The 23,728-nt window shown below is 74.0% G+C and carries 22 protein-coding genes and 1 other RNA gene; 10 read left to right on the top strand and 13 right to left on the bottom strand.

The window, feature by feature from the left end; all coding sequences use genetic code 11:
• Positions 1–47 precede the first annotated feature (47 nt).
• Genes ACFY0O_RS08655 through ACFY0O_RS08645 form a run of 3 tightly spaced genes read left to right on the top strand, consistent with a single transcriptional unit; the run spans position 48 to position 3,339 of the window.
• Positions 48–908, top strand: coding sequence for a Nif3-like dinuclear metal center hexameric protein (locus tag ACFY0O_RS08655; RefSeq protein ID WP_388944396.1), 861 nt, complete (start codon positions 48–50; stop codon positions 906–908).
• Positions 905–1,648 carry a zinc ribbon domain-containing protein gene (locus ACFY0O_RS08650; protein WP_388944559.1) on the top strand — a complete coding sequence of 248 codons (744 nt, stop codon included), beginning with the start codon at positions 905–907 and terminating at the stop codon, positions 1,646–1,648. Before ACFY0O_RS08655 ends, ACFY0O_RS08650 begins: the two co-directional genes overlap by 4 nt.
• Entirely contained in the window at positions 1,648–3,339 is a 1,692-nt protein-coding gene (locus ACFY0O_RS08645; RefSeq protein ID WP_388944393.1) for a bifunctional RNase H/acid phosphatase, read from the top strand. The genes ACFY0O_RS08650 and ACFY0O_RS08645 overlap by 1 nt, the downstream gene beginning before the upstream one ends.
• A 51-nt stretch (positions 3,340–3,390) precedes the next feature.
• Here the strand turns inward: ACFY0O_RS08645 and ACFY0O_RS08640 are convergent, their stop codons facing one another.
• The 3 genes from ACFY0O_RS08640 to rnpB all read right to left on the bottom strand — a co-directional run bounded on the left by ACFY0O_RS08640 (position 3,391) and on the right by rnpB (position 6,373).
• Positions 3,391–5,334, bottom strand: a complete 1,944-nt coding sequence (locus ACFY0O_RS08640; RefSeq protein WP_388944391.1) for a protein kinase — start codon at positions 5,332–5,334, stop codon at positions 3,391–3,393.
• A gap of 355 nt (positions 5,335–5,689) precedes the next feature.
• A complete protein-coding gene (locus tag ACFY0O_RS08635; protein WP_388944388.1) occupies positions 5,690–5,890 on the bottom strand; it encodes a hypothetical protein in 201 nt (66 codons plus the stop codon).
• A gap of 81 nt (positions 5,891–5,971) precedes the next feature.
• Positions 5,972–6,373, bottom strand: an RNA gene (gene rnpB / locus ACFY0O_RS08630) — RNase P RNA component class A.
• 77 nt (positions 6,374–6,450) lie between these two features.
• Between rnpB and ACFY0O_RS08625 the strand changes: the two genes are divergently transcribed.
• Together ACFY0O_RS08625 and ACFY0O_RS08620 are read left to right on the top strand one after the other, a co-directional pair.
• Complete coding sequence (locus tag ACFY0O_RS08625; protein WP_388944385.1) at positions 6,451–7,185, top strand: MerR family transcriptional regulator; 735 nt, start codon at positions 6,451–6,453, stop codon at positions 7,183–7,185.
• Entirely contained in the window at positions 7,182–8,000 is an 819-nt protein-coding gene (locus tag ACFY0O_RS08620) for a hypothetical protein (RefSeq protein ID WP_388944382.1), read from the top strand. The genes ACFY0O_RS08625 and ACFY0O_RS08620 overlap by 4 nt, the downstream gene beginning before the upstream one ends.
• Here the strand turns inward: ACFY0O_RS08620 and ACFY0O_RS08615 are convergent.
• Positions 7,997–9,451: an RNB domain-containing ribonuclease gene (locus tag ACFY0O_RS08615; protein WP_388944379.1), complete on the bottom strand. Its 1,455-nt coding sequence runs from the start codon at positions 9,449–9,451 to the stop codon at positions 7,997–7,999. The two genes, ACFY0O_RS08620 and ACFY0O_RS08615, sit on opposite strands and share 4 nt — an antisense overlap.
• Before the next feature lie 309 nt (positions 9,452–9,760).
• Between ACFY0O_RS08615 and ACFY0O_RS08610 the strand changes: the two genes are divergently transcribed.
• Complete coding sequence (locus tag ACFY0O_RS08610; RefSeq protein ID WP_358898411.1) at positions 9,761–10,717, top strand: winged helix-turn-helix domain-containing protein; 957 nt, start codon at positions 9,761–9,763, stop codon at positions 10,715–10,717.
• A 276-nt stretch (positions 10,718–10,993) separates the two neighbouring features.
• Positions 10,994–11,794: a peroxide stress protein YaaA gene (yaaA, locus tag ACFY0O_RS08605; RefSeq protein ID WP_388944376.1), complete on the top strand. Its 801-nt coding sequence runs from the start codon at positions 10,994–10,996 to the stop codon at positions 11,792–11,794.
• Between the two features lie 52 nt (positions 11,795–11,846).
• Here the strand turns inward: yaaA and ACFY0O_RS08600 are convergent, their stop codons facing one another.
• Positions 11,847–12,596, bottom strand: a complete 750-nt coding sequence (locus ACFY0O_RS08600) for a bifunctional DNA primase/polymerase (RefSeq protein ID WP_388944373.1) — start codon at positions 12,594–12,596, stop codon at positions 11,847–11,849.
• A 164-nt stretch (positions 12,597–12,760) separates the two neighbouring features.
• Positions 12,761–13,411: a TetR/AcrR family transcriptional regulator gene (locus tag ACFY0O_RS08595; RefSeq protein WP_388944370.1), complete on the bottom strand. Its 651-nt coding sequence runs from the start codon at positions 13,409–13,411 to the stop codon at positions 12,761–12,763.
• A 151-nt stretch (positions 13,412–13,562) separates the two neighbouring features.
• Between ACFY0O_RS08595 and ddaH the strand changes: the two genes are divergently transcribed.
• On the top strand, positions 13,563–14,372 hold the full coding sequence (ddaH, locus tag ACFY0O_RS08590) for a dimethylargininase (RefSeq protein WP_358898417.1): 810 nt from the start codon (positions 13,563–13,565) through the stop codon (positions 14,370–14,372).
• On the opposite strand, the gene ACFY0O_RS08585 is transcribed toward ddaH, so the two are convergent.
• Positions 14,369–15,385 (bottom strand): small ribosomal subunit Rsm22 family protein, encoded by a 1,017-nt coding sequence (locus ACFY0O_RS08585; protein ID WP_388944367.1) that lies wholly within the window; start codon positions 15,383–15,385, stop codon positions 14,369–14,371. The genes ddaH and ACFY0O_RS08585 overlap by 4 nt on opposite strands.
• Positions 15,386–15,394: 9 nt before the next feature.
• Positions 15,395–16,732 (bottom strand): multidrug effflux MFS transporter, encoded by a 1,338-nt coding sequence (locus tag ACFY0O_RS08580; RefSeq protein ID WP_388944366.1) that lies wholly within the window; start codon positions 16,730–16,732, stop codon positions 15,395–15,397.
• 109 nt (positions 16,733–16,841) lie between these two features.
• On the opposite strand from ACFY0O_RS08580, the gene ACFY0O_RS08575 reads away from it, so the two are divergent.
• Complete coding sequence (locus ACFY0O_RS08575) at positions 16,842–17,603, top strand: SDR family oxidoreductase (protein ID WP_388944363.1); 762 nt, start codon at positions 16,842–16,844, stop codon at positions 17,601–17,603.
• 85 nt (positions 17,604–17,688) lie between these two features.
• Here ACFY0O_RS08575 and efeU read toward each other — a convergent pair whose 3' ends face one another.
• Genes efeU through efeO form a run of 3 tightly spaced genes read right to left on the bottom strand, consistent with a single transcriptional unit; the run spans position 17,689 to position 21,017 of the window.
• The gene (gene efeU, locus ACFY0O_RS08570; RefSeq protein ID WP_388944361.1) at positions 17,689–18,525 is read right to left on the bottom strand and encodes an iron uptake transporter permease EfeU; all 837 of its coding nucleotides are present in this window, start codon (positions 18,523–18,525) and stop codon (positions 17,689–17,691) included.
• Between the two features lie 22 nt (positions 18,526–18,547).
• The gene (gene efeB, locus ACFY0O_RS08565; protein WP_388944360.1) at positions 18,548–19,834 is read right to left on the bottom strand and encodes an iron uptake transporter deferrochelatase/peroxidase subunit; all 1,287 of its coding nucleotides are present in this window, start codon (positions 19,832–19,834) and stop codon (positions 18,548–18,550) included.
• A 31-nt stretch (positions 19,835–19,865) separates the two neighbouring features.
• Complete coding sequence (gene efeO / locus ACFY0O_RS08560; protein ID WP_388944357.1) at positions 19,866–21,017, bottom strand: iron uptake system protein EfeO; 1,152 nt, start codon at positions 21,015–21,017, stop codon at positions 19,866–19,868.
• A gap of 328 nt (positions 21,018–21,345) precedes the next feature.
• Here efeO and ACFY0O_RS08555 point away from each other — a divergent pair, with 328 nt between their 5' ends.
• Positions 21,346–21,996 carry a PhzF family phenazine biosynthesis protein gene (locus tag ACFY0O_RS08555; RefSeq protein ID WP_388944354.1) on the top strand — a complete coding sequence of 217 codons (651 nt, stop codon included), beginning with the start codon at positions 21,346–21,348 and terminating at the stop codon, positions 21,994–21,996.
• 33 nt (positions 21,997–22,029) lie between these two features.
• Here ACFY0O_RS08555 and ACFY0O_RS08550 read toward each other — a convergent pair whose 3' ends face one another.
• Together ACFY0O_RS08550 and map are read right to left on the bottom strand one after the other, a co-directional pair.
• The gene (locus ACFY0O_RS08550; RefSeq protein WP_388944352.1) at positions 22,030–22,677 is read right to left on the bottom strand and encodes a heme oxygenase (biliverdin-producing); all 648 of its coding nucleotides are present in this window, start codon (positions 22,675–22,677) and stop codon (positions 22,030–22,032) included.
• A 131-nt stretch (positions 22,678–22,808) separates the two neighbouring features.
• Positions 22,809–23,666, bottom strand: a complete 858-nt coding sequence (gene map / locus ACFY0O_RS08545; protein ID WP_358899498.1) for a type I methionyl aminopeptidase — start codon at positions 23,664–23,666, stop codon at positions 22,809–22,811.
• Positions 23,667–23,728: the final 62 nt, after the last annotated feature.

Raw genomic sequence — 23,728 nt, 5'->3', positions numbered from 1 at the left:
GTCCGGGTGACAGGCTGAGCGGTCGCCACGGACGGTAGCCTTGGCCCGTGCCCTCTCTCTCTGAAGTCATCGCCGCGCTGGACGCTCTGTGGCCCCCCTCGCGGGCCGAGCAGTGGGACGCCGTCGGCACCGTCTGCGGCGACCCCGACGCCGAGGTCACCCGGGTGCTGTTCGCGGTGGACCCCGTCCAGGAGATCGTCGACGAGGCCGTGAAGCTCGGCGCCGACCTGGTCGTCACCCACCACCCCCTCTACCTGCGCGGCACCACCACCGTCGAGGCGGGCACCTTCAAGGGCCGCGTCGTGCACACGTTGATCAAGAACGACATCGCGCTGCACGTCGCCCACACCAACGCCGACACCGCCGACCCCGGGGTCTCCGACGCCCTCGCCGGCGCCCTCGACCTGCGCGTCACCGGCCCGCTCGTGCCCGACCCGACCGACCCGTCGGGCCGCCGGGGCCTCGGCCGGATCTGCGAACTGGACCACCCCGAGACCCTGCGCGAGTTCACCGCCCGCGCCGCCGCCCGGCTCCCGCGCACCGCCCAGGGCATCCGCGTCGCCGGCGACCCCGAGGCCCTGATCCGCACCGTCGCCGTCAGCGGCGGCTCCGGCGACAGCCTCTTCGCGCAGGTCCGCGCCGCGGGCGTGGACGCGTTCCTCACCGCCGACCTGCGTCACCACCCGGTGTCCGAGGCCCGCGAGCAGAGCCCGCTCGCCCTCGTCGACGCCGCCCACTGGGCCACCGAGTGGCCCTGGTGCGAGCAGGCCGCGGCCCAGCTCGACGCGATCTCCGAGCGCCACGGCTGGGGTCTGCGGACCCACGTCTCGCGCACGGCAACCGACCCGTGGACGGCGCACGCGCCGTCCGGAACCACCCCTTCTAGTTCCTCTGGAGCCCCCAACTGAACGCCGAGCCCGCCGACCAGATCCGACTCCTCGACATCCAGGCCCTGGACATCCGGCTGTCGCAGCTCGCCCACAAGCGCAACTCGCTGCCCGAGCACGCCGAGGTCGACTCCCTGACCAAGGACCTCAGCCAGCAGCGCGACCTCCTCGTCGCCGCCCAGACGCAGGCGAGCGACGCCGCCCGCGAGCAGACCAAGGCCGAGCAGGACGTCGACCAGGTGCGCCAGCGCGCGGCCCGTGACCAGCAGCGCCTGGAGTCGGGCGCCGGCGTCTCGGCGAGGGACCTGGCGAACCTGCAGAGCGAGGTCGCCTCGCTCGCCAAGCGGCAGGCCGACCTGGAGGACGTGGTCCTGGAGGTCATGGAGCGCCTGGAGGGCGCGCAGGAGCGCGTCACCGGGATCACCGGACGGGTCTCCGCGCTGGAGGCCAAGCTCGCCGACGCCATCGCGCGCCGCGACGCCGCCACGGGTGAGCTGGACGCCGAGGCCGCGAAGATCACCAAGGACCGCGAGGTCGTCGTCGGCTCCATGCCGGCCGACCTGATGGCCCTGTACGAGAAGATCCGCGTCAAGCAGGGCGGCGTGGGCGCGGCGCGCCTGTACCAGCGCCGCTGCGAGGGCTGCCGCCTGGAGCTCGACATGGCCGAGGTCAACGAGATCAAGGCCGCCGCCCGCGACCAGGTCGTACGCCACGAGAACTGCGGCCGCATCCTGGTCCGTACGGCGGACTCGGGCATCTGATGCCGCGTTTCGTCGTGGAGGCCGACGGCGGCTCCCGGGGCAACCCGGGGCCCGCCGGCTACGGCGCGGTCGTCCTGGACCCGGTCACGGGGGAGACCCTGGCCGAACGCGCCGAGTTCATCGGCATCGCGACGAACAACGTCGCCGAGTACCGGGGCCTGATCGCGGGCCTGCGGGCCGCGCGTGAACTGGCCCCCGACGCGGAGGTCCGGGTCCGGATGGACTCGAAGCTCGTCGTGGAACAGATGTCGGGCCGCTGGAAGATCAAGCACCCCGACATGAAGCCGCTGGCGGCGGAGGCGGCGACGGTCCTGTCGCCCGCGCAGGTCACGTACGAGTGGATCCCGCGCGAGCGCAACAAGCACGCGGACCGCCTGGCCAACGAGGCGATGGACGCGGGCCGCCAGGGCCGGCAGTGGGAACCCTCCGCCTCCACGGCCGCCCTCGCCCCCTCCGGCCCCCCCGGCGACGCGGCGAAGGGCGCGGCGGCAGTCCGCGCCGCCCTGGCCTCCGGCGGAGCGTCGAGGGCGGCCGCGCCGGCCGCCGCCCGCCCGGCGGAACCCCGCCCGGCCACGTCCGCAGCCGCCGCGCCGGCGGGCCCCCACGCGGCGCACACCGCGTCCGGAACCGCCTCCGGGGCCCCGTCCACGCCCGTGTCCGGGTCCGCGTCCCGGTTCGGGAGGGCGCCTGCCCCCGGCGCGGCCGCGTCCGCTGGCGCCGCCGACCGCACGGCGCACGGCGCGGCGGAAGCCGGCACTCCCGCGGCCGGTGCCGCCGCCGACCTGCGCGCCGCCCGAAGTGCGGCCGCGCCCAGGACGGAACCGCCGTCGGGCGAAGCCGAGACCGCCTCCGGTACGGCCGCCCCGGCGGGCGCCGCCGCCGACGTGCGCGCGGCCCGAAGCGCGGCCGCCGGAGCGGACACGCTCTTCGGCGAAGTCGGCGCCCACCCCGCCGCCCCGACGGGCGGGCCCGCTTCCGGAACCGGCCCGGCCGACGGGGGAGCCCCCGCCGTGGCGGGTCGGCCCGCGAACACCGCCGGAGGCACCGGCTGGGGCGGGCCCGACATGGGGCCGCCCGCCACCTTCGTGCTGCTGCGCCACGGTGAGACGGCGCTGACCCCGCAGAAGCGGTTCTCCGGAAGCGGGGGGACCGACCCGGAGCTGTCCCCGGCCGGGCGCCGGCAGGCCGCCGCCGTGGCCGAGGCGCTGGCCGCGCGGGGCACCGTGCAGGACGTCGTCAGCTCGCCCCTGCGCCGCTGCCGCGAGACCGCCCAGGCCGTCGCCGACCGCCTCGGGTTGCCGGTCGCCGTCGAGGAGGGCCTGCGCGAGACGGACTTCGGCGCCTGGGAGGGCCTGACGTTCGCCGAGGTGCGCGAGCGCTTCCCCGACGACCTCCAGGCCTGGCTGGACTCCCCGAAGGCCGCCCCCACGGGCGGCGGCGAAAGCTTCGCCGCCGTCACCCGCCGGGTCTCGGCCACCCGGGACCGGCTGCTGTCGGTGTACGCGGGCCGCACGGTCCTGCTGGTCACGCACGTGACCCCGGTCAAGACCCTGGTCCGCCTCGCGCTGGGCGCCCCGCCGGAGTCCCTGTTCAAGATGGAGCTCTCCGCGGCCTCCCTCTCGGCGGTGGCCTACTACGGCGACGGCAACGCCTCGCTCCGGCTCCTCAACGACACCTCCCACCTGCGCTAGGACGCGACGGCGGTCGGGCTCCGCTCCAGGGTGGGGCCCAACCCCCGCCGATCAGGCCTCGCAGCTTCCGGTGGAACCCCAACGCAGGAATTCCCCACTGTTCATGAGGACCGCGTATTTGAAGTAGGGCCAGTGCGCGGTGGTTTCGCCGGTCAGTTCCCGGCACGACCGCAGGGCCGCTCTGCGCGCCCAGTCCTCCCGGGTGGCATCGTTCCACCCTGTCTTGTCCGCCCACACGTACATCACCCGCCTGGTGGGGTCGAACCCGACCATCAGGGTGTCGTGGTTCAGCCGGTCGTCGCTGATGCCGTTCCAGTCCCTGATGATCGCGGTGGCGATCCGGTCGGCGATGCGGATCTCGTCGGGGTCGTGAGAGGGGATCTGCGCGGCGTCGAACCCTGCCGAGTCGGGATACCAGTCGCCGGCCTGCCCTGCCCCGGGGCTCGTGGAGCGGTCCGTCACCGACGCCGAGCAGGAGCTGTTGGTGCGGAAGTTGTCCGACCAGACGACGGCGGGGCCTGCCCGACGCGCGCTGTCGACGATCACATAGGTGCTGTACGGGAGATCCGGGTACGAGGTACGGAGGCTGCGCAGGCCGAGGCAGGCGATCCTGGCCACCTCGCGCATCGTCCCGCCGTCGAGTTCCTCGCCGCCGGAGGCGATGTACACCTCGCCGCGGGGCTGGTGGAAGGTGACGGCGAACTGCTGGTCGGGGTGGGCGATGGGGTCGAGCCATGCACCGGTTCCCATGGCCGGGCGGGCGTCGTTCTCGGCCGGCGTCTGCGCGGCTCTGGCCTGGCGCCATGTCGCGAGGGTCGGCGCGTTGTCGGCCGGGCCCGGGGTCGGCGCCGACGGCTTGGCGGTGCCGGCCGGGAGGGGGGCCGTCGATGCGCCGACGGCAGCGGCGGCCGTATGACCGGGGCCCGTCTCGGACGGGGCCGCGCCCGGCTGCCGGCCGTGAGTGGCGGGAAGAGCCAGGAGTCCGCCGATGAGCCCGCCGGCGACGGCCGCGCCCAGGGCGACGGAGGACAACAGCCGCTTCCGGCCGCGGGACGGCGGGGCGGCCCAGGCAGGGTCCTCGAGGGCGGGAACGGTCCACTGGGTCTGGACCGGGTCGGTGAGGGTCGGTGGGCTGTCGGGCAGGCCGACCTGCGTGACTCCGGCGGCGAGCAGGGCCGCACACCGGGCGGCGGCGTCCTCGGCCGTCGGGCGGTCGCCAGGGGCCTTGGCGAGGGCTTTCTCCACGGTCTCGCGGAGCGCCTCGGGCACACCGTCCAGGTCTGCCTCGCCCGACAGGACGCGGAAGGCGACCACGTCGGGCGCTCCGGCCCCGAAGGGCAGACGCCCCGTGGCGGCGTAGGCCACGAGGGTGCCCCATGCGAAGACGTCGCCGGCCGGGCCGGACGCGCCGGAGCGGTAGTGCTCGGGGCTGATCCAGCCGGGAGTGCCGGTCATGACCCCGGTACGGGTCACGGACGTCCCGTCGGAGGCACGGGCGATGCCGAAGTCCAGCATCCTCGGTCCGGCGGGGCTCAGGATGACGTTCTGCGGCTTCACGTCGCGGTGGACGACGCCTGCACGGTGGATCGCCGCGAGCGCCTGAGCAGTCCCGGCGGCGAAGGCGTACAGACTGCCGCTGACGAGGGGGCCGTGAGCCGCGAGGTGCTGGTCCAGGGTCGGCCCGGGTATGTACTGCGTCGCCAGCCAAGGGGCGGCGGCCTCGGGGTCGGCGGTCAGCAGGGGGACCAGACACGGCCCCTGAACACGGGAGGACAGGGCGACCTCGCGGCGGAACCTGGCCCGGAACTCGGGGTTCTGCGCCAGTGCCTGGTGGACGGCCTTGACCGCGACCCTCGTGCCCTGGGGGTCGAGGGCCGCGTGGACGGTGCCCATGCCACCGCTGCCGAGGCGCCCGATGATCCGATAGGGGCCGATCCTCTTCGGGTCACCGGGGTGGGCGGGCTGGACCCGCCCACCGGGGACAGTGGTTCTCAAGGGGACCTCTCTCTGTCAGCGGGACCGGCTCGGGATCTCATCCCGGCGGCCTTCGATGGCGCATTCTGACAGTTCGTCAAGGTCGGTGCGGCTCATGTCCCTGGTTCGAGACGTTTCTCGAGTGGTGTCAGAGGTCGTGGTGTCGATCTCGCTGCCGAACGGGTCGGGGAGCGGCCGTACCGCCGGCGCTTCTTGACCCGGTCGTCGGACGCACCTGCGGGATGATCGCGATGTCGGGGAGGTACCAGTTCTCGGTGCCCGGCAGGTCGAGGTTCCCCGAACCCTTGACGCACTTCAGCCCGTGACAGCGGCTGCGGGTACACGGCGCGGGTGATCAGGCGGCGGGCGGTGGTGGTCAGTCGTCGCCGTCGGCGCCGCCTCCGCCACGGTTCAGGCCCCGGCGCCGGTTGCGGGCGGCCTTTCCGGCCAGTGAGCCCAGCGCGAGCGTGATCCGGGCGACCACGCGGGCCCAGGGCGGTCCGCCGCGGTCCGCCCACACCACGCACGCGGCCCCGCCGGCCGCGAGGGCCAGCAGTACGCACAGGACGACGGTCATGTCCCCCACCTCCACCTGTCCAGGACCGTCCGGGACGCACAACGCCCCGGACCGGAGAATCCCCGGTCCGGGGCGTGCGGCAGGACGAGCCGGCCTGTACGCCGGGTTCTGTCGCCCGGAGACCTCGCGGTCGCCGGGGAGACGGCCATCCATCTAGGACCGGCGTTGCCGCCGGCCTCGTGCGGTCTACCCGCGAACTCGGGCGGGCAGCCCTCGAGCGTTCGCGCAGACCCGTCCGGGGACGGATCCTCTTGACCTTGCTCCGGGTGGGGTTTACCTAGCCGCCTGAGTCACCTCAGGCGCTGGTGGTCTCTTACACCACCGTTTCACCCTTACCGGAGGCCGAAGCCCCCGGCGGTCTGTTTTCTGTGGCACTGTCCCGCGGGTCACCCCGGGTGGCCGTTAGCCACCACCCTGCCCTGTGGAGCCCGGACGTTCCTCGGCGGGATCCGGGGATCCCGACGCGGCCGCCCGGCCGACTCGTCTGTCGTGCTGACCATGCTACCGGCTGCCGACGGCGCCTTGACCTTGACGCAGCGGCAGGGTTTCTACTGAGGGGCATGCGAATCGGAGAGATCGCCGCGCTGGTCGGGGTCACCACCCGGGCGGTCCGGCACTACCACCATGTCGGGCTGCTCCCGGAGCCGGAGCGGCGGCCCAACGGCTACCGGGCCTACACCGTGCGCGACGCCGTGCTCCTGGCCCGGGTGCGCCGGCTCACCGAGCTCGGGCTGGGCCTGGACGAGGTGCGCGACGTCCTCGCGGACGACGCCGGGCGCGAGCTCGCCGAGGTGCTGGAGGAGCTGGACGCCGACCTCGCGCGGCAGGAGGCCGAGCTGGCCGAGCGGCGCAGGCGGCTCGCCGTGCTGCTGGCCGCCGGGCCGGGCGACGGGGAGCCGGTCTCGCCCGCGCTCGCCGCGCTGCTGGCGAAGGCGCCGCCGACGCACTCCCCGGCCGCCGCGAAGGACCGCGAGCACCTGACCCTGCTCGACGCCACCGGCGCCGCCGGGGAGGAGCTGTACGCCGTCCTGGGGCAGCTCGCCGCCGACCCGGCCGTGCTCGCGCTGTACGAGCGGCTCGACGAGCTGGCCGACGCCCCCGCCGACGACCCCCGGATCGGCCCGCTCGCCGAGGCGATGGTCGCCGCCGTGCCGGCCGTCGCCCTCGCCGCGATCCCGGCCGACGGGCCCGTCGTCCCCGGCTTCGGGGAGGCCCTGCTCGCCGAGTACGCGCCCGCCCAGGCGGAGGTCGTCCGCCGGGTGATGGCCGCCTTCACGGGGAGGGGGCCCGCGTGAGCGCCGTCCGCGCGGCCCGGATCGCGGCCGCCGCCGTGATACCGGGCGAACTGGTCCTCGTCCTGTGCGTGGCGGCCGGGGCGCGGCCGCCCGGCTGGGTGACCGCCGGCGGCGGGTCGGCGGTGCTCGGGACGCTGCTGCTGGAGGGCTGGGTGCTGGGCTCGCTGCGGCGGCGCACCGGCTCCTGGCGGGAGGCGGTGCGGACCGTGGTGCCGGAACCCGTGCGCCGGCTGCTGCTGCACGAGCTGCGGGCCTTCGCCTCCCTCGGCCGGTGGGCGGCCCGGCGCCCGCACGGGGTGCGGCCGGGGGACCTCGCCGCCGCCTACACGGGGCCGCAGACGGCGCTGATGTACGGGCTGCTGTTCGTGTCGCTGATCGAGACCGTCGGGCTCGCCCTGCTCATCCCCTGGCCGGCCGTGCACCGGGTGGTGCTCGCGCTCGACGGGTACGGGGTGCTGCTGGTGCTCGCCCTGCACGCCGCCTGCGTGACCCGCCCGCACGTCGTACGGCCCGACGGGACGCTGCGGATCCGCTACGGGGCCCTGTTCGACCTCACCGTCCCGCCGGACGCGGTGGCCTCGGCCCGGGTGGACCGCCGCTATCCGGAGGGCCGGCTGGTCACCCTCTCCGAGGACGGGGCCGGGGAGGGGGTGCTGGACCTGATCGTGGGCAGCCAGACGACGGTCACCCTGGAGCTGAACCGCCCCCTGGAGTTCCGCCGCCCCCTCGGCGCCCGCGCCCGGGCCCGGACGCTCCGCTTCCACGCCGACGACCCCCGCGCCCTGGTCACCGCCCTGCGACAGCCGGCCGCCTAGGCGGGCTGGACCGCCGCGAAGAGGATCTTGGCGGTGCCCGGGTCGGCCTGGGTCAGGCGGACCCGGATGCGGTCGCCCAGCGGCAGTGGGGCGGCCTGGGACCTGACCCGGCCGACCACCGCCGGGTCCTCCAGGTGGACCGTCCCGGCCTGCGGGTCGCGCTCCTCGACGTCGATGACCGTGGCCTCGAAGGTCTCCCCGACGCGGTCCTTGAGCAGGGCCGCCTCGACCAGGTCCACGCACTCCCGCTCCACGGAGTTGGCCAGCCGCGTCCCCTCCTGCATCTCGTGCGGGAGCCCGGCCAGGGCCTCCACCGCCCAGCCGGGCGGCGCCGTCCCCGCCACCGCCGCCACGCACAGCTCCCCGGCGTAGCGGTCGACGAGCCGGCGCAGCGGCGCGGTGCAGTGCGTGTACGGCGCCGCCACCGCCGCGTGCACCGCGTGCTCGGGCCGCTCGCCGCCGGTGAACACCGTGTACCCGGCGCCGCGCAGCAGGGCCGTGCACTCCTGGAGGAACGCGGCGTGCGCGGGGATCCGCGGGTCCAGGGAGCGCACCAGCGCGGCGTACGGGACGTGGTGCGGCCAGTCGATCCGCAGGGCCTGCGCGGCCCGCCGCAGCCGGCCCACCGCGCCGTCGGGGGCGGCCGGCAGGGTGCGCAGGATCCCGGTCCCGGCGGCCAGCATCAGGTCGGCGGCGGCCATGCCGGTCATCAGGGAGATCTGCGCGTTCCAGCCGTCCGCGGGCAGCGGCGCCCGGTAGGCCAGCCCGTACGAGCCGTCGGCCGCGGGGACGACCTCCTGCTCGGGGACGTTCAGGGAGATCCCGCCGCGGGCGGTCTCCAGTGCCTCGCGCAGGGTCCCGACGTCCTTCAGCAGGGCCAGGGCGGGCTCGGCCGTACCGGTGTCGATGGCCTTCTGCACGCCGTCGTAGTCGAGCTTGGCGCGGCTGCGGACCAGGGCGCGGCGGACGTCGGTGGTCTCCACCCGCCCGTCGGCGTCCAGGTCGAGCCGCCACAGCAGGGCCGGGCGGGCCTGGCCGGGCAGCAGGCTGGCCGCGCCCTCGGAGAGCACCTGCGGGTGCAGGGGGACCCGTCCGTCGGGGAAGTAGAGGGTGGTGACCCTGCGGTGGGCCTCGGTGTCGAGGGCGCCGCCGGGGGTGACGAAGGCGGCGACGTCGGCGATGGCGTAGTGCACGCGGTAGCCGCCGCCGGGACGTTTCGCCAGGTGCATGGCCTGGTCGAGGTCGACCGAGGCCGGCGGGTCGATGGTGAAGAGGGGGACGTCGGTGGCGTCCTCGGCGGGCAGCCGGGGCGCGGCGGCGGCCCGTTCGGCCTCGGCCAGCACCTCGGCGGGGAAGGCGCCGGGCACGCCCAGGCGCGTCCGCAGCCCCCGCAGCGCGGCGCCCAGGGAGGCACCGTCCGCACCGGCCATGTGCATGTGACGGCGTGGCATGGACCGAGCGTATGTCCTGCCCGGGAGATCTTCTCGGCGGCGGCGCGCACGGCCGCCGGCCGCGGCCGCACACGGGCCTCCCGCACGCGGGGTCCCGTCCGAGGCCTCCCGTACGCGGGCGACCCGTCCGCGGACGTGCGGATGTCCGGAAAATCCGCGCCGTGTCCCGCTCACCGGAACACGGCGCGGAAACGGCCGCGCACGACGGCGTGAAACCTCCTGGAACGCGGGGCCCGGCCGGGGCGCAATGTGGGGGGCGGATCGCCCGAACCCACCGGAACCGATCGGAACTCACTCACGGGGCGGCACATGCTGTTGAGGATTCACTTCACGGGAGCCGACCTGGCCCGCACGAGCGTGGCCAGTCGGCCGGACCCCTTGTGGGAGACGGTGCTGAGCCTGCGCATGCTCCAGCACCGCCCCGGCAACCCGGCGGCCGAGGCCTGGGGCCGCGCGGTCCGGGCCCGGCAGGCCGACGGCCTGCGCACGCTGTTGCCGCTGGTGCGCCCGCTCGGCTACTTCCCCGACTTCCTCACCCCCTCCGACGGATCCGCCGACATCGAGCACGGCCTCGACGCACTCACCGCCACCCCCGCCCGGCACCTGCGCGGCGACCTGGAGGTCCTCGGGGCCGGCGGCCCCCTCCCCACCTGGACGCGGGACCTCGCCGCCGGCCGCCCCGACGCCCTGCGGGGACTGGCCGGAGCCCTGCGCGGCTACCACGCGGCGGCGGTGGCACCCCTGGAACAGACGATGCGGAGCACGGTCCGGGCGGAGTACGCGGCGCAGGCGAAGACGGCCCTGGAGACCGGGATCGAGGGGGTCCTGTCGGGACTGGGGCCCGGCATGCGCTGGAGACCCCCCGTGCTCGAAGTCCAGTACCCGGTCGACCAGGAGCTGCACCTGGGCGGGCGGGGCCTGCTCCTCGTCCCCACCCTGTTCCGCGCCCGCACCCCGGTGTCGCTCCTCGACCCGGAACTCCCGCCGGTCCTCACCTACCCGGCCCGGCGCACCGTCGCCCCGGACGGGTCCGCCGGGCGCAAGCTCGTGCCGCTGATCGGACGCACCCGGTCGGAGATCCTGCACCACACCTCGGAGGGCTCCCGCAGCACCTCCGAACTGGCCCGGCTGGTCGGGATGTCCCAGGCCTCGGTCAGCCACCACACCGCGGTGCTGCGCGCGGCGGGCCTGATCAGCTCGGCCAGGCACCGCAACTCCGTCCTGCACACGGCGACCTCGCTGGGCTCCCTTCTACTGCGCGGCTGAGGTGCCCGTCCAGGTCTTTCGAACCTGCTCGAAACAGCTGGACGCGGCGGTGCGCCGCGGCGGACAGTCGGTCCAGCACCACGGCACACGGCACCGCGCAAGGACGGGCGACGAGGTACCGCCCACCACGGACCCCCCACCGGCGGCCACGGCCCGCCCCGGCCCAGCGGCCCGGGGCACGGCCGTGGCCGTTCGCCCGTGACCGGCCCGCGGCGGGCCGTCTACCCTGGCCCGGGGGCCGCACCCCCGCGACGTGCCACCGATAGGAGAACCACCGTGCTCGTGCTGCTGCCGCCCTCCGAGGGAAAGGCCGCCGGCGGCTCCGGCGCACCGCTCGACCCCGCGTCGCTGTCGCTGCCCGGGCTGGCCGGGGCGCGGGCGGCCGTGCTGGAGGAGCTGGTCGAGCTGTGCGCGGGCGACGAGCTCAAGGCGCGCGAGGTACTGGGGCTCAGCGAGGGGCTGCGCGGCGAGGTCGCCAAGAACGCCGGACTGCGGTCGGCGGCGGCCCGGCCGGCGGGGGAGGTCTACACGGGCGTCCTCTACGACGCCCTCGGCCTGGCGACGCTGCCGCAGGCCGCGCGGGCCGTGGCCGAGCGGACGCTGCTGGTGTTCTCGGGGCTGTGGGGCGCGGTGCGGGTGACCGACCGGATCCCCTCGTACCGGTGCTCGATGGGTGTGAAGCTGCCGGGGCTGGGCGCGCTGGGCGCGTACTGGCGGGGGCCGATGGCGGAGGTCATGCCGGAGGCGGCGGGGCACGGGCTGGTGCTGGACCTGCGGTCGTCGGCGTACGCGTCGGCGTGGAAGCCGAAGGGGGAGACGGCGGGGCGCACGGCCACGGTGCGGGTGCTGCACTCGCAGATCGTGGACGGGGTGGAGAAGCGGTCGGTGGTGAGCCACTTCAACAAGGCGACGAAGGGGCGACTGGTGCGGGATCTGCTGGTCGCGGGGGTCGAGCCGGGTGGTCCTGCGGAGCTGGTGGGCGCGCTGCGGGACCTGGGGTACGTGGTGGAGGCCGAGGATCCGGCCAAGGCCGGCAAGGCGTGGTCCCTCGACGTGGTCGTCACCCAGATCCACTGACCGCTCCCGCGCCCCGAACGCCGGCGGGGCTGTGAACAGCCCCGCCGGGGCCCTAGCGGCCCAGGGGCCAGGCGACTGCCGAGGGGGTCTGGTCGGCCGCGCCGGCGTACTGGGCGCACGCGTCCGTGAGGATCTCCAGCAGGGTCAGGGGGTCCGGCAGCGCGTGCCGCACGTCCCGCACCCACGTCACCGCGAACTCACCCGGCAGCGCCGCCGGCGGCAGCAGGACGTAGCTGCCGCGGCAGTGCCACCGCAGCCCGGGGTGCTCGTCCATCGTCTCGGGGTGGCAGTCCAGCTCGCAGGGCCACCACTCGTCCTCGTCCTCGGGCGTACCGCGCGTCGCCGTGAAGAAGAGCATCCGCGCCTGGTCGCCCGTACCGCCCGACTCGGCGACGGGGCCCACCTCGACGCCGGCGGCGAGCAGGCGCTCCAGGGCGCTGCGGCCGGCCTCCAGGGGGACGTCCAGGACGTCGTGGACCATGCCGGTGGCGGTGATGAAGTTGGCCTGCGGCTGGTTGCGGGCCCAGCGTTCGATCTGGGCGCGGTCGGTGGTCGACTGGGTCTGCCAGGCGAACGAGACCGGGTGGCGGGCCGGTGTGGGACAGCCGATGCGGTCGCACGAACAGCGGTAGCCGACCGGATGGGCGGCGGGGGCGACCGGCAGTCCGGCGGCGGCGACGGCCGCGAGGAGCGCTTCGCGTTCCTTGCCGGGGTCCTCGGGAGCGGGTTTCGAGCGGCGGCGCAGCCACTGGGAAATCCTGCTCTGCTCGCCGCGTTTGACGCGGCCGGACTCAGACCCCATCTATCCCCTCACCTCACCGTTGCCCCGGCAGACCGATCCATGGTCCCACCATCCCGTGGGCCCGGTGACCGCACCCCCCGATCGGACCCCCGGGCCTACTTCCCCCGATAACCGCACAATCCGGCCATATGTTCTCGGCCTTGCCGAGGTCGCCGGGCGTCCGGCTATCGGACGGTGACTTTTGCCACGCCGCCACCCGCGCCGCCGTCGCCCGAACCGCCCCCCACGCCACCGAGCACGGAGTCGACCAGCGCGTCCGTGTAGGCGTGGCTCAGCGGCGCCAGCCGCAGCAGCCACCGGTACGTCAGGGGACCCAGCAGCATCTCCACCACCAGCCGGACGTCGACGTCCTCCGCGAGCTGCCCGGCCTGCCGGGCGGACCGCAACCGCGCCTCGTAAAGGGCGAGCTGGGGCTCCAGCAGTTGCTCGGTGAAGCGGGCCCCCAGCTCGGGGTCGGTCGCCCCGGCCGCCGTCAGGGCCCGCGCGGGGGCCTCGTAACGGGGGTCGGCGAACTCGTCCACCGTGGCCCGCAGGACGGCCTTCAGGTCGGCGGCCAGGTCACCCGTATCGGGGAATCCGGACCAGCCCGTGTCCGTCCAGGCCTCCCCGGACAGGGCGAGCGAGGCGTCCAGCAGGACGGCCGCCTTCGAGGGCCACCAGCGGTAGATGGTCTGCTTGCCGACGCCCGCCCGGGCCGCGATGGCCTCGATGGTCAGCTTGTTGTAGCCGACCTCGCCGACGAGGGCGAGGGCGGAGTCGAGGATGGCGCGCCGGGAGTGCTCGCTGCGGCGGCTGGAGTCGGGAGCCTTGGTCACGGGCCCAACGTACCAACTCCGGCGAGACGTCTCGTCTTCCGGCCGTTGTGGTAAACCACCCGATCGGTTCACTGTGCGGCCGCACCCTGAGGGGAGACGATTCTCTCCGTACACACCCGTACCGTGAGTCCGCAGTCGTGAGGAGCCTTCTTTGCGCAGAGACGCCACACCCCGGCGCTACCTGATGTGCGCACCCGCACACTTCAAGGTCACGTACTCCATCAACCCGTGGATGGACCCCACGAAACCGGTGGACCTGCCCCTCGCCCTCGCCCAGTGGGAGGACCTGAGGGACCGCTACCTCTCCCTCGGCCACACCGTCGAGACGCTGGAGCCGGACCCGGGCCTGCCCGACATGGTCTTCGCGGCGAACGGCGCCCTCGTCATCGACGGCCGGGTCCTCGGGGCCCGCTTCGCCTACCCGGAACGCACCGCCGAGGCGGAGATCCACCTCGACTGGTTCCGGGCCCACGGCTTCACCGACATCCACGAGCCCTCGCACGTCAACGAGGGCGAAGGGGACTTCGCCGTCACCGCCGGCTACATCCTGGCGGGCCGGGGCTTCCGCTCCAGCCCGCTCTCGCACGACGAGGCGCAGGAGTTCTTCGGCCGCCCCGTCATCGGCCTCGACCTGGTGGACCCGCGCTACTACCACCTGGACACGGCGCTGTGCGTGCTCGACGGCGACGAGATCATGTACCACCCGCCGGCCTTCTCCCCGGGCAGCCAGGCCGTGCTGCGCCGGCTGTTCCCGGACGCCCTGCTCGTGGACGAACCGGACGCGGCCGCCTTCGGCCTGAACTCGGTCTCCGACGGCCGGCACGTGCTGCTCCCGCAGGCCGCGACCGGGCTGCTGGCGCCGCTGCGCGAGCGCGGGTTCGAACCGATCCCGATGGACCTGGGCGAGCTGCTGAAGGGCGGCGGCAGCGTCAAGTGCTGCACCCAGGAGCTGCGCCCCTAGAGGTCCGCGTCCGGGGCGTCGGCGGGGGGCCACTGCTCGCCCCACTCGACGTCCCGGGCCGCCTTGTACAGGCCGCCGTGGCGCTTGGTGACGGTGGCCCGGCCGAGCCCGGTCTCCTCGGGGCCGCACAGGTCCAGCAGGACGAGCCCCTTGCGGATCTGCGGCCTGCGCGTGATCCGGGAGGGGACCGGGGTGGCGGGGAAGCGGGTGGCGGCGACGTAGGCGAACTTCTCGTCCTCGTACGGCAGGGAGCCGCCCTTGACCTTGCGGTGCAGGGAGGAGCGGCTGACCCGGGCCGAGAAGTGGCACCAGTCCTGGCCCACCTCGATCGGGCAGGTCCCGTCGTGCGGGCAGGGCGCGGCCACCTTCAGCCCGGCGGCGATCAGCTGGTCGCGGGCCTCGCGGACGCGCAGGTAGCCCTCGGGTGTGCCCGGCTCGATCAGCACGACGGCCTGCCCGGCGCGGGCCGCCTCCGCGACGACCGCCCGGCGGGCCTCCTCCGTCAGCTCGCCCAGCACGTACGAGACGGTGACCAGGTCCGCGTCGGGCAGGGCGATCCCGGCGCCGATGACGGCCCGGCGCCAGTCGGCCGAGCGCAGGGCGGCGGAGTCGGAGCGGCCGGCCAGCTCCTTGCCGAGGGCCAGGGCCGGTTCGGCCCAGTCCAGCACGGTGGTCGTCCGGGGCCCGTCCCAGACGGCGTCCACCGCCCAGGTCGCGGCCCCCGTGCCACCGCCCACGTCCACGTGCGAGCCCGGCGCCCACCGCGGCGCGGCGTCCGCCAGCCCGTACAGCGCGGACCGCACGGCCTCGAAGGTGGCCGGCATCCGGTACGCGGCGTAGGCGGCCACGTCGGAGCGGTCGCGCAGCACGGGCGCGTCGGTCGGGGTGGCGCCCCGGTAGTTGGCGATCAGCCGCTCGACGGCGGCCGCGGCCTGCTTCGGCGGGAGTCCGTCGAGCAGCCCGCCCAGCGCGCTGCGGAGGGTTTCGGCGGTGGTGGGGGCGGTGGCGTTCACCAGCGAAGTTTACGGCGCGGCGGGGCCGGCCGGGTCGCCCGGTGCGGCCATGGGCTCCCGGTCCCGCCAGGGGCGGCACAGGGCGAGGAAGCAGCCCGCCGCCAGCAGGGAGCAGCTCAGCTGGACCAGGGCCATCGGGACGGCCGTCCGCTCGCCCGCGATCCCGACCAGCGGGGAGGCCACCGCGCCGACGAGGAAGGAGGAGGTGCCCAGCAGCGCGGACGCCGAGCCGGCGGCGTGCGGGGTGCGCATCAGGGCCTGCGCGTTGGTGTTGGGCAGGACCAGGCCCATCGTCGACATCAGCACGAACAGCGCGGCGGCGACGGGGAACAGGCCGGCCTTCCCGAACACCCCGGCGGACATCAGCAGCAGGGCCACCGAGGCGGTGGTGAGCACGGCGATGCCGACGGTGAGGACCTTGTCCAGGCTGACCCGGCCGACCAGCAGCTTGCCGTTGACCTGGCCGACGATGATCAGGCCGACGGAGTTCAGGCCGAACAGCAGGCTGAAGGCCTGCGGGGAGGCGCCGTAGATCTCCTGCACGACGAAGGGCGAGGCGGAGATGTACGAGAACAGCACCGCGAAGGCGAAGCCGCCCGCCAGCGTGTACCCGGCGAAGACCCGGTCGGAGAGCAGCCCCCGCATGGTCCGCAGGGCCGCGCCCACGCCGCCGGTCTGGCGCCGCTCGGGCGGCAGGGTCTCGCCGAGCCCGCGCCAGACCGCGAGGGTCAGCGCGAGGCCGACGGCGGTGAGGACGACGAACACCCCGCGCCAGTCCGCGAGGCGGAGCACCTGGCCGCCGATCAGCGGGGCGACGATCGGGGCGGTGCCGGATATGAGCATCAGGGTGGAGAAGAAGCGGGCCATCTCGACCCCCTCGTACAGGTCGCGGACGACGGCCCGTGCGATGACGATGGCGGCGGCGCCGGCCAGGCCCTGCAGCAGACGGAAGCCGATCAGCAGTTCGGCGGAGGGGGCGAGGGCGCAGGTCGCGGTGGCGAGTACGTAGACGACCATGCCGGTCAGCAGCGGCCGGCGCCGCCCCCACTTGTCGCTCATGGGCCCGATGACCAGCTGGCCGAGCGCCATGCCGGCGAGGCAGGAGGTGAGGGTGAGCTGGATGGTCGCGGCCGGGCTGCCCAGGGCGGCGGTGACCTCCGGCAGGGCCGGGAGGTACATGTCCATGGACAGCGGCGGCAGGGCGGTCAGCGCGCCCAGGATGAACGTGACCAGCAGGCCGGTGCGGCGCGCCGCGGTCAGGGGGGCGGCGGCGGGGGCCGAGGGAGGGGTCGAGGGGGAGGGGGACGGCTCGTGCGAGGGGGCCGCGGAGGGGCCTCTCTCCGACATACGGAACTCCAGTCTTTTCATCTGCTTTTATGCACCCCTGACCGACCCATGCTCTCAGCTGCCGGACCGTTCCGGGCCGGATGTCCGGTGTGACGTACCCTGCGGGGCCATGAGCGCACGTGGGAACAAGATCGCTGTAGTGACCGGGGCCGGCTCCGGGATCGGCCGCTCCGTGGCCCTCGCCCTGGCCGGGGCCGGCTGGTCGGTGGCCGTGGCCGGGCGCCGGACCGCCCCCCTGGAGGAGACCGCGGCGGCGGCCGGGCAGGGCGCGGACGTGCTGCCCGTGCGGGCGGACGTGAGCGACCCGGGGGACGTGAGCGCCCTCTTCGAGACCGTGCGGGCCCGCTACGGGCGCCTGGACCTCCTCTTCAACAACGCCGGCACCTTCGGCCCGGCCGGGGTCCCGCTGGAGGACATCTCCTACGAGGACTGGCGCCAGGTCGTCGACGTCAACCTCACGGGCTCCTTCCTCTGCGCGCAGGGGGCCTTCCGGGTGATGAAGGACCAGGACCCCCAGGGCGGCCGCATCATCAACAACGGCTCCATCTCGGCGCACGTCCCGCGCCCGAACTCGGTCGCCTACACGGCCACCAAGCACGCCATGACGGGCCTGACCAAGTCGCTGTCGCTCGACGGGCGGCCCTACCGGATCGCCTGCGGCCAGATCGACATCGGCAACGCGGCGACCGACATGACCGAGCGCATGCGGACCGGGATCCTCCAGGCGAACGGGCAGCTGGCGGTCGAGCCGGTCATGGACGCCGCCGACGTCGCCCGGACGGTGCTGCACATGGCGGAACTCCCGCTGGAGGCGAACGTCCAGTTCGCGACGGTGATGGCCACGGCCATGCCCTACATCGGCCGGGGCTGACCCGCCGCAGCGCAGACGAACGGCGCCCGGTTCGTCCCCGCGGAGGGGGGAGCGAACCGGGCGCCGTGTCAGGGGGAGGGGCGGCCTACTTCGCCGCGGCCGGGGCCTCGGCCGCGCCGCGCACGCGCGCCGGGAGCAGGAAGAAGGTCAGCACCGCCGCGAGGTACAGCAGCCACACCACCAGCTGCGTCACCGTCGGGTCCGGCTGGAAGTTGAAGACGCCCTTCAGCAGGACCCCGTACCAGCTGTCCTGCGGGACCGCCGAGCTGATGTCGAAGGCCTTGTCCTGGAGGCCGCCGAGGAACCCGGCCTCCTGGAGGTCGTGGACCCCGTACGCGAGGACGCCCGCCGCGACGACGACGAGCATCCCGCCGGTCCACGTGAAGAACTTCGACAGGTTGATCTTCAGCGCGCCCCGGTAGAACAGCCAGCCCAGCACGATGGCCGTCGCGATGCCCAGCAGCACCCCGACCAGCGGCGCGGAGGAACCCTCCCCGCTGGCCCGGACCGACGCCCACACGAACAGCGCCGTCTCCAGCCCCTCGCGGCCCACGGCCAGGAACGCGGTGGCGACCAGCGCGCCGGTGCCCATCGCGAGCGCCGCGTCGAGCTTGCCCTGGAGCTCGCTCTTGAGGTGCCGGGCGGTCTTCTTCATCCAGAAGACCATCCAGGTCACCAGGCCGACCGAGACGATCGACAGGCTGCCGCCGAGGAGCTCCTGCGCCTCGAAGGTCAGCTCCTGCGTGCCGAAGGTGAGCAGCGCACCGAACGCGAGCGAGATCGAGCAGGCGATCCCGATGCCGAGCCACACGGGCCGCAGCGCCGCCCGGTTCCCGGTCTTCACCAGGTAGGCGACCAGGATGCAGACGACCAGGCTCGCTTCGAGGCCCTCGCGCAGGCCGATCAGATAGTTGCCGAACACGGCGATTCCTCTCCGGGTGGACCTACGCGAACAGCGTCCGGCCCCACCAGTCGTCCTTGTCGCGGACGCCCGGCGGGACGGCGAAGACGGCCGAGCCCACGTGCTGGATGTACTCGTTCAGCGCGTCGTTCTTCGACAGCTGGCGCTGGATCGCGACGAAGCCCTTGCGGACGTCGCGCTGGTAGGCGAGGAAGAACAGGCCCGCGTCGAGCCGGCCCAGCCCGTCCGTGCCGTCGGTGAAGGAGTAGCCGCGGCGCAGGATGGTCGCGCCGTTGTTGCTGTCGGGGTGCGCGAGGCGCACGTGCGAGTCGGGCTTCATCGCCTTCAGGAACGGCTCGTCGCGCTCCTTGGACTTGCCGACCGGGGCGCCCTCGCCCTTGTCGCGGCCGAAGATGTCCTCCTGCTCCCGCAGGGAGGTGCGGTCCCAGGTCTCGATGTGCATCCGGATGCGCCGGGCGACCAGGTAGGAGCCGCCGGTCATCCAGTCGCTGCCGTCGCCCGCGCCGACCCACACGTGCTTGTCGAGGGCGGCGGTGTCGGTGCCGGCGATGTTCCGGGTGCCGTCCTTGAAGCCCATCATGTTGCGCGGGGTCTGCTCGTCGGGCGTGGTCGAGGAGGTCTTGCCGAAGCCGAGCTGCGACCAGCGGACGGCCACCTTGCCGAAGCCGATGCGGGCCAGCTGGCGGATGGCGTGCACCGCGACCTGAGGGTCGTCGGCGCAGGCCTGGACGCACAGGTCGCCGCCGGAGCGGGCCTGGTCCAGGTTGTCGCCGGGGAAGGCCTCCAGGTCCACCAGCGCCTCGGGGCGCTTGCCCTCCAGGCCGAAGCGGTCCTTGGCGAACAGGCCCGGGCCGACGCCGAAGGTCAGGGTCAGGCGGGACGGCTTGAGGCCCAGGGCCTCGCCGGTGTCGGTCGGCGGGGCCTCGGGCACGCCCTCGAACACGTCGCCGACGGGCAGGCCGGCCGTCATCAGGCGGGCGGCGGCCGTCCAGTCCTTGAGGAGCTTGACGAGCTCCCCGCGGTCCTTGGTCTTCACGTCGAAGGCCGCGAAGTGCAGCCGGTCCTGGACGGCGCTGGCGATGCCCGCCTGGTGCTCGCCGTGGAAGGCCACGGCCGCGCCGGCGGAGGCCGCCGGCGTGATGTCCGAGCCGCCGTCGAAGGCGGCCACGGCGCCGCCGGCCGCGGCCGCGCCGAGCGCGAGCCCGGTCCCGCCCCAGCCGAGGACGGCGCGGCGCGAGGGCGCGGACGCGCCCCCGGTGGACTGCTGGGCCGCGTCCTCGGACACCTTCGGCTCCTGGGCATCGGTCATGGTGGGATCTCCCGCTCTGCCTGGCTGTGGACTACTTGGCGACCGCGGCGGCCAGCTTCGAGAGCGGCTCCGCCAGGGCGCTGACGCCGTCCGAGAGCTCCTTGCGCTCCGCCTCGCCGACCTTGTCGTACGAGGTGAACTCGTAGGTGTTCTTGTCGGCGCGGTACTTGTCCAGGAGGGTGTTCAGCGCGGCGAACTGGGTGTCCAGCTGCTTGGCGAGCTCCGGGTCGTTCTTGGCGGTGACGGCCTTGAGGAGCTCGTAGGACTTCTCGGCGCCCTCGACGTTGGCCTTGAAGTCGACCAGGTCGGTGTGGCTGTAGCGCTCCTCCTCGCCCGTCACCTTGCCGGTGGCGACCTCGTCGAGGAGTTCCTTGGCGCCGTTGGCCATGGAGGTGGGGGTGATCTCCGCCTCGCCGACCTTCTTCTGCCAGGCGGTGAGGTCGGTGATCAGGGTGTCGGCGAGCTTCTTGTCGTTGTCGTCGATCTTGTTGTCCTGGAAGAGGGACTTCTCCAGGCGGTGCCAGCCCGTCCAGTCCTTCGCCGGGTCCTGGCCGGCCTCCAGGCCGTCCTCGCGGACGTCGACCTTCGGGTCGATGTCGCCGAAGGACTCGGCGACCGGCTCGGTGCGCTCCCAGCCCAGGCGGGAGGGGGCGTAGGCCTTCTTCGCGGCCTCCAGGTCGCCGGCCTTGACGGCGTCGGCGAAGGCCTGCGCCTTCGGCATGGTCTCGTCGGCCTGCTCCTGGACGTACTTGCGGTACGAGGCCACGGCGGCGTCCAGCTCGGGGCTGCGCTTCTCGGAGGCGCCCTTGCCGGTGGCCTTGACCTTGGTGCGGATGCCGTCGCCCTTCATGCCGGGCTTGCAGGCGAAGAGGTAGTCGCCCGCCTTGATCTCGGCGGTGATGGTGGCCTTGGTGCCGGGGCCGATGTTCTCGCGCTCCGCGACGATGCGGTCGTCCGGGAAGAGCACGTACAGCTCGGTGACCTTGGAGCCCTTGTTCTCGACCTCGATGGAGACCTTGCCCGCCGGGAAGTCGGTCGTGGAGACCTCGCAGGCGCTGTCGGTCGCGTTCACGTGGATCGCGTCCGAGCCGCCCTTGTCGCCCTTCTCCGCACAGCCGGTGACAGCGGTGAGCGCGGCGACGGCTGCGGCCGCGGTGAGGACGGTGAAGCGGGCGGGGCGCATGCGGGCTCCTGGCGGGGTGGAGGCGTGGGGCAGCCTGGTGAGGCGGACCTAACTTAACCGAGGCTTACCTCACCGACACCCACTCGTCCAGTGATTCAGCTCTCACCTTCCGGCCCAGGACACGGGGCCGTCACGGCCCCTCCATGACCGGCTCAAGCGAAGGTCAAGTACGAGTCAAGGCCCCGTCCGCATTCCGTGCGGGAGCGGGGTTACCGTCCGGTTCCGCCCGGCCGGGGCCGGGCGGGGGAGCGCGCCGGGGGCGCACCGGTGCGCGGGGGGCCGCAACGCGGCGGAGGGGCCCGCGGCCGCCCCGTGCTTGAATTCCGCTGTGAACGATCTCGACGTGATCAAGGTGTTCTGCGCGGGTGACGGCCGGCACGGCAACCTGCTCGGAGTCGTCCGCGACGGCCGCACCGTCCCGGACGACGCGGCCCGTCAGGCCCTCGCCGCCGAACTGGGATACAGCGAGACGGTGTTCGTGGACGACCCCGAACGCGGGGTCGTCGACATCCGCACCCCCGGCACCCGCATGTCCTTCGCCGGGCACCCGCTGGTCGGACTGGCCTGGCTGCTCGACCTCGAGGAGCTCCGGCCGCCCGTCGGATCCGTGTGGGCCCGCCACGACGGGGAGTTCACCTGGATCACCGCCCGCCCCGAATGGGTCACCGGCAAGCACACGCGGCAGTACGCCAGCGCCGCCGAGGTCGAGGCGCTGCCCACCCCGCCGCCCGGCGAGGGCTGGCTCTACGCGTGGGCCTGGGAGGACGAGCCCGCCGGCCGGATCCGCGCCCGGGGCTTCCCGCGCCGCCCCGACGGGGCCGTCGCCGAGGACGAGGCCACCGGCTCGGCGGCGATCCTCCTCACCGCCGAACTGAACCGCGCCCTGAACATCACCCAGGGCTCCGGCTCCCAGCTCCTCACGGCCCCGGCCCCCGACGGCACGGTGGAACTGGGCGGCCGCGTCCGCTTCGCGTCCTAGCCGCGCGTCCGGCCGGGGGGCGGGGGGCGGGGCTCAGGCGCTGAGCGGGAACTCCTCACCCAGCTCCCGGAAGACGGCCCCGTTGTGGTCGAAGGCGCGCTTGCACTCGTCCACGATCCGCTGCTTCTCCAGGTCGTCCGCCGCGATCGCGTCCAGCAGCTCCCGGTAGACCCGCTTGAACGCCGCCGGGTTCGGGATCCCCGCGAACACGTAGAACCGCACCCCGTCACCCTTGCGCGCGAACCCCCAGGTCCGCTCCGCCTTGTCCCGGATGATCTGCCCGCCGGAAAGGTCGCCCAGGTAGCGGGTGTAGTGGTGGGCGACGTACCCGCCGGGCCACTCCCGCGCGCACAGCGCGACCCGGTCCGCGTACGCCCGCGTCGCCGGCAGGGCCGTCACCGACTCCCGCCAGTCGGGCCCGATCAGGTGCGCCAGGTCGCGCTCGATCTCCGCCACCCGCATCAGCTCGGGCCGGATGAACGGCCCCGCCACCGGGTCCTCGCGGAGCGCGTCGGCCGCGTCCTCCAGCGCCCGGTACACGAACCACAGCTGCTCGGTGTAGCGGGTGTAGGCCTCCACGCCCAGCCGCCCGCCGAGCAGGTCGCCCATGAACGCGGAGGTCTCGGCTTCGGTGTGCTGCTCGTGCGAGGCGACGCGGATGACCGTGGAGAAGGCGTCCAAGACGGACCTCCCGAGGAGAGGAATCGGGCACGGCGAACACCGCCACCACGCCCGATCCTCCTGCTGGGGCATGCCTGAGTCAATGCGTTCCCGACAGCCTGTCGGTAAAAAGCCCCCGCAGCGCACAACCGCTACGGCAGGGTGAGGATCTCCGCCCCCGTCTCCGTCACCACCAGTGTGTGCTCGAACTGCGCGGTCCGCTTGCGGTCCTTCGTGACGACCGTCCAGCCGTCCTCCCACATGTCGTACTCGTGGGTGCCCAGCGTCAGCATCGGCTCGATCGTGAACGTCATGCCCGGCTCCATGACGGTGGTGGCGTGCGGGCTGTCGTAGTGCGGGATGATCAGGCCGGAGTGGAAGGACGAGTTGATGCCGTGCCCGGTGAAGTCCCGGACCACGCCGTAGCCGAAGCGCTTCGCGTACGACTCGATGACCCGGCCGATGACGTTGATCTGGCGGCCGGGCTTGACCGCCTTGATCGCGCGGTTCAGGGACTCGCGGGTGCGCTCCACCAGCAGCCGCGACTCCTCGTCCACCTCGCCGCACAGGTAGGTGGCGTTGTTGTCGCCGTGCACCCCGCCGATGTAGGCGGTCACGTCGAGGTTCACGATGTCGCCGTCGCGCAGGACGGTCGAGTCGGGGATGCCGTGGCAGATGACCTCGTTGAGGGAGGCGCACAGCGACTTGGGGAAGCCCCGGTAGCCCAGCGTCGAGGGGTAGGCGCCGTGGTCGCACATGTACTCGTGCGCGACCCGGTCCAGCTCGTCCGTGGTCACCCCCGGTGCGATGTGCTTCGCGGCCTCCTCCATCGCCTGCGCGGCGATGCGGCCGGCGACGCGCATGGCCTCGACGGTCTCGGCGGACTGCACCTCCGGTCCCGTGTACGGCTTGGGGCCGGGCTTGCCCACGTACTCGGGCCGGCGGATGTTTCCGGGAACGGAACGGGCGGGAGAGAGCTCGCCTGGTACGAGCAGCGACTGACCGGACATGCAGCGAGTGTATCCAGCGGTCATGGGGCAGCATGGCGCTGTAGAAGAGGACCGAGAGGGAC

It is taken from the genome of Streptomyces sp. NPDC001594 (genome assembly GCF_042893675.1).
Lineage (GTDB): Bacteria > Actinomycetota > Actinomycetes > Streptomycetales > Streptomycetaceae > Streptomyces.
This window is presented reverse-complemented; position numbering and strand designations above follow the sequence as displayed.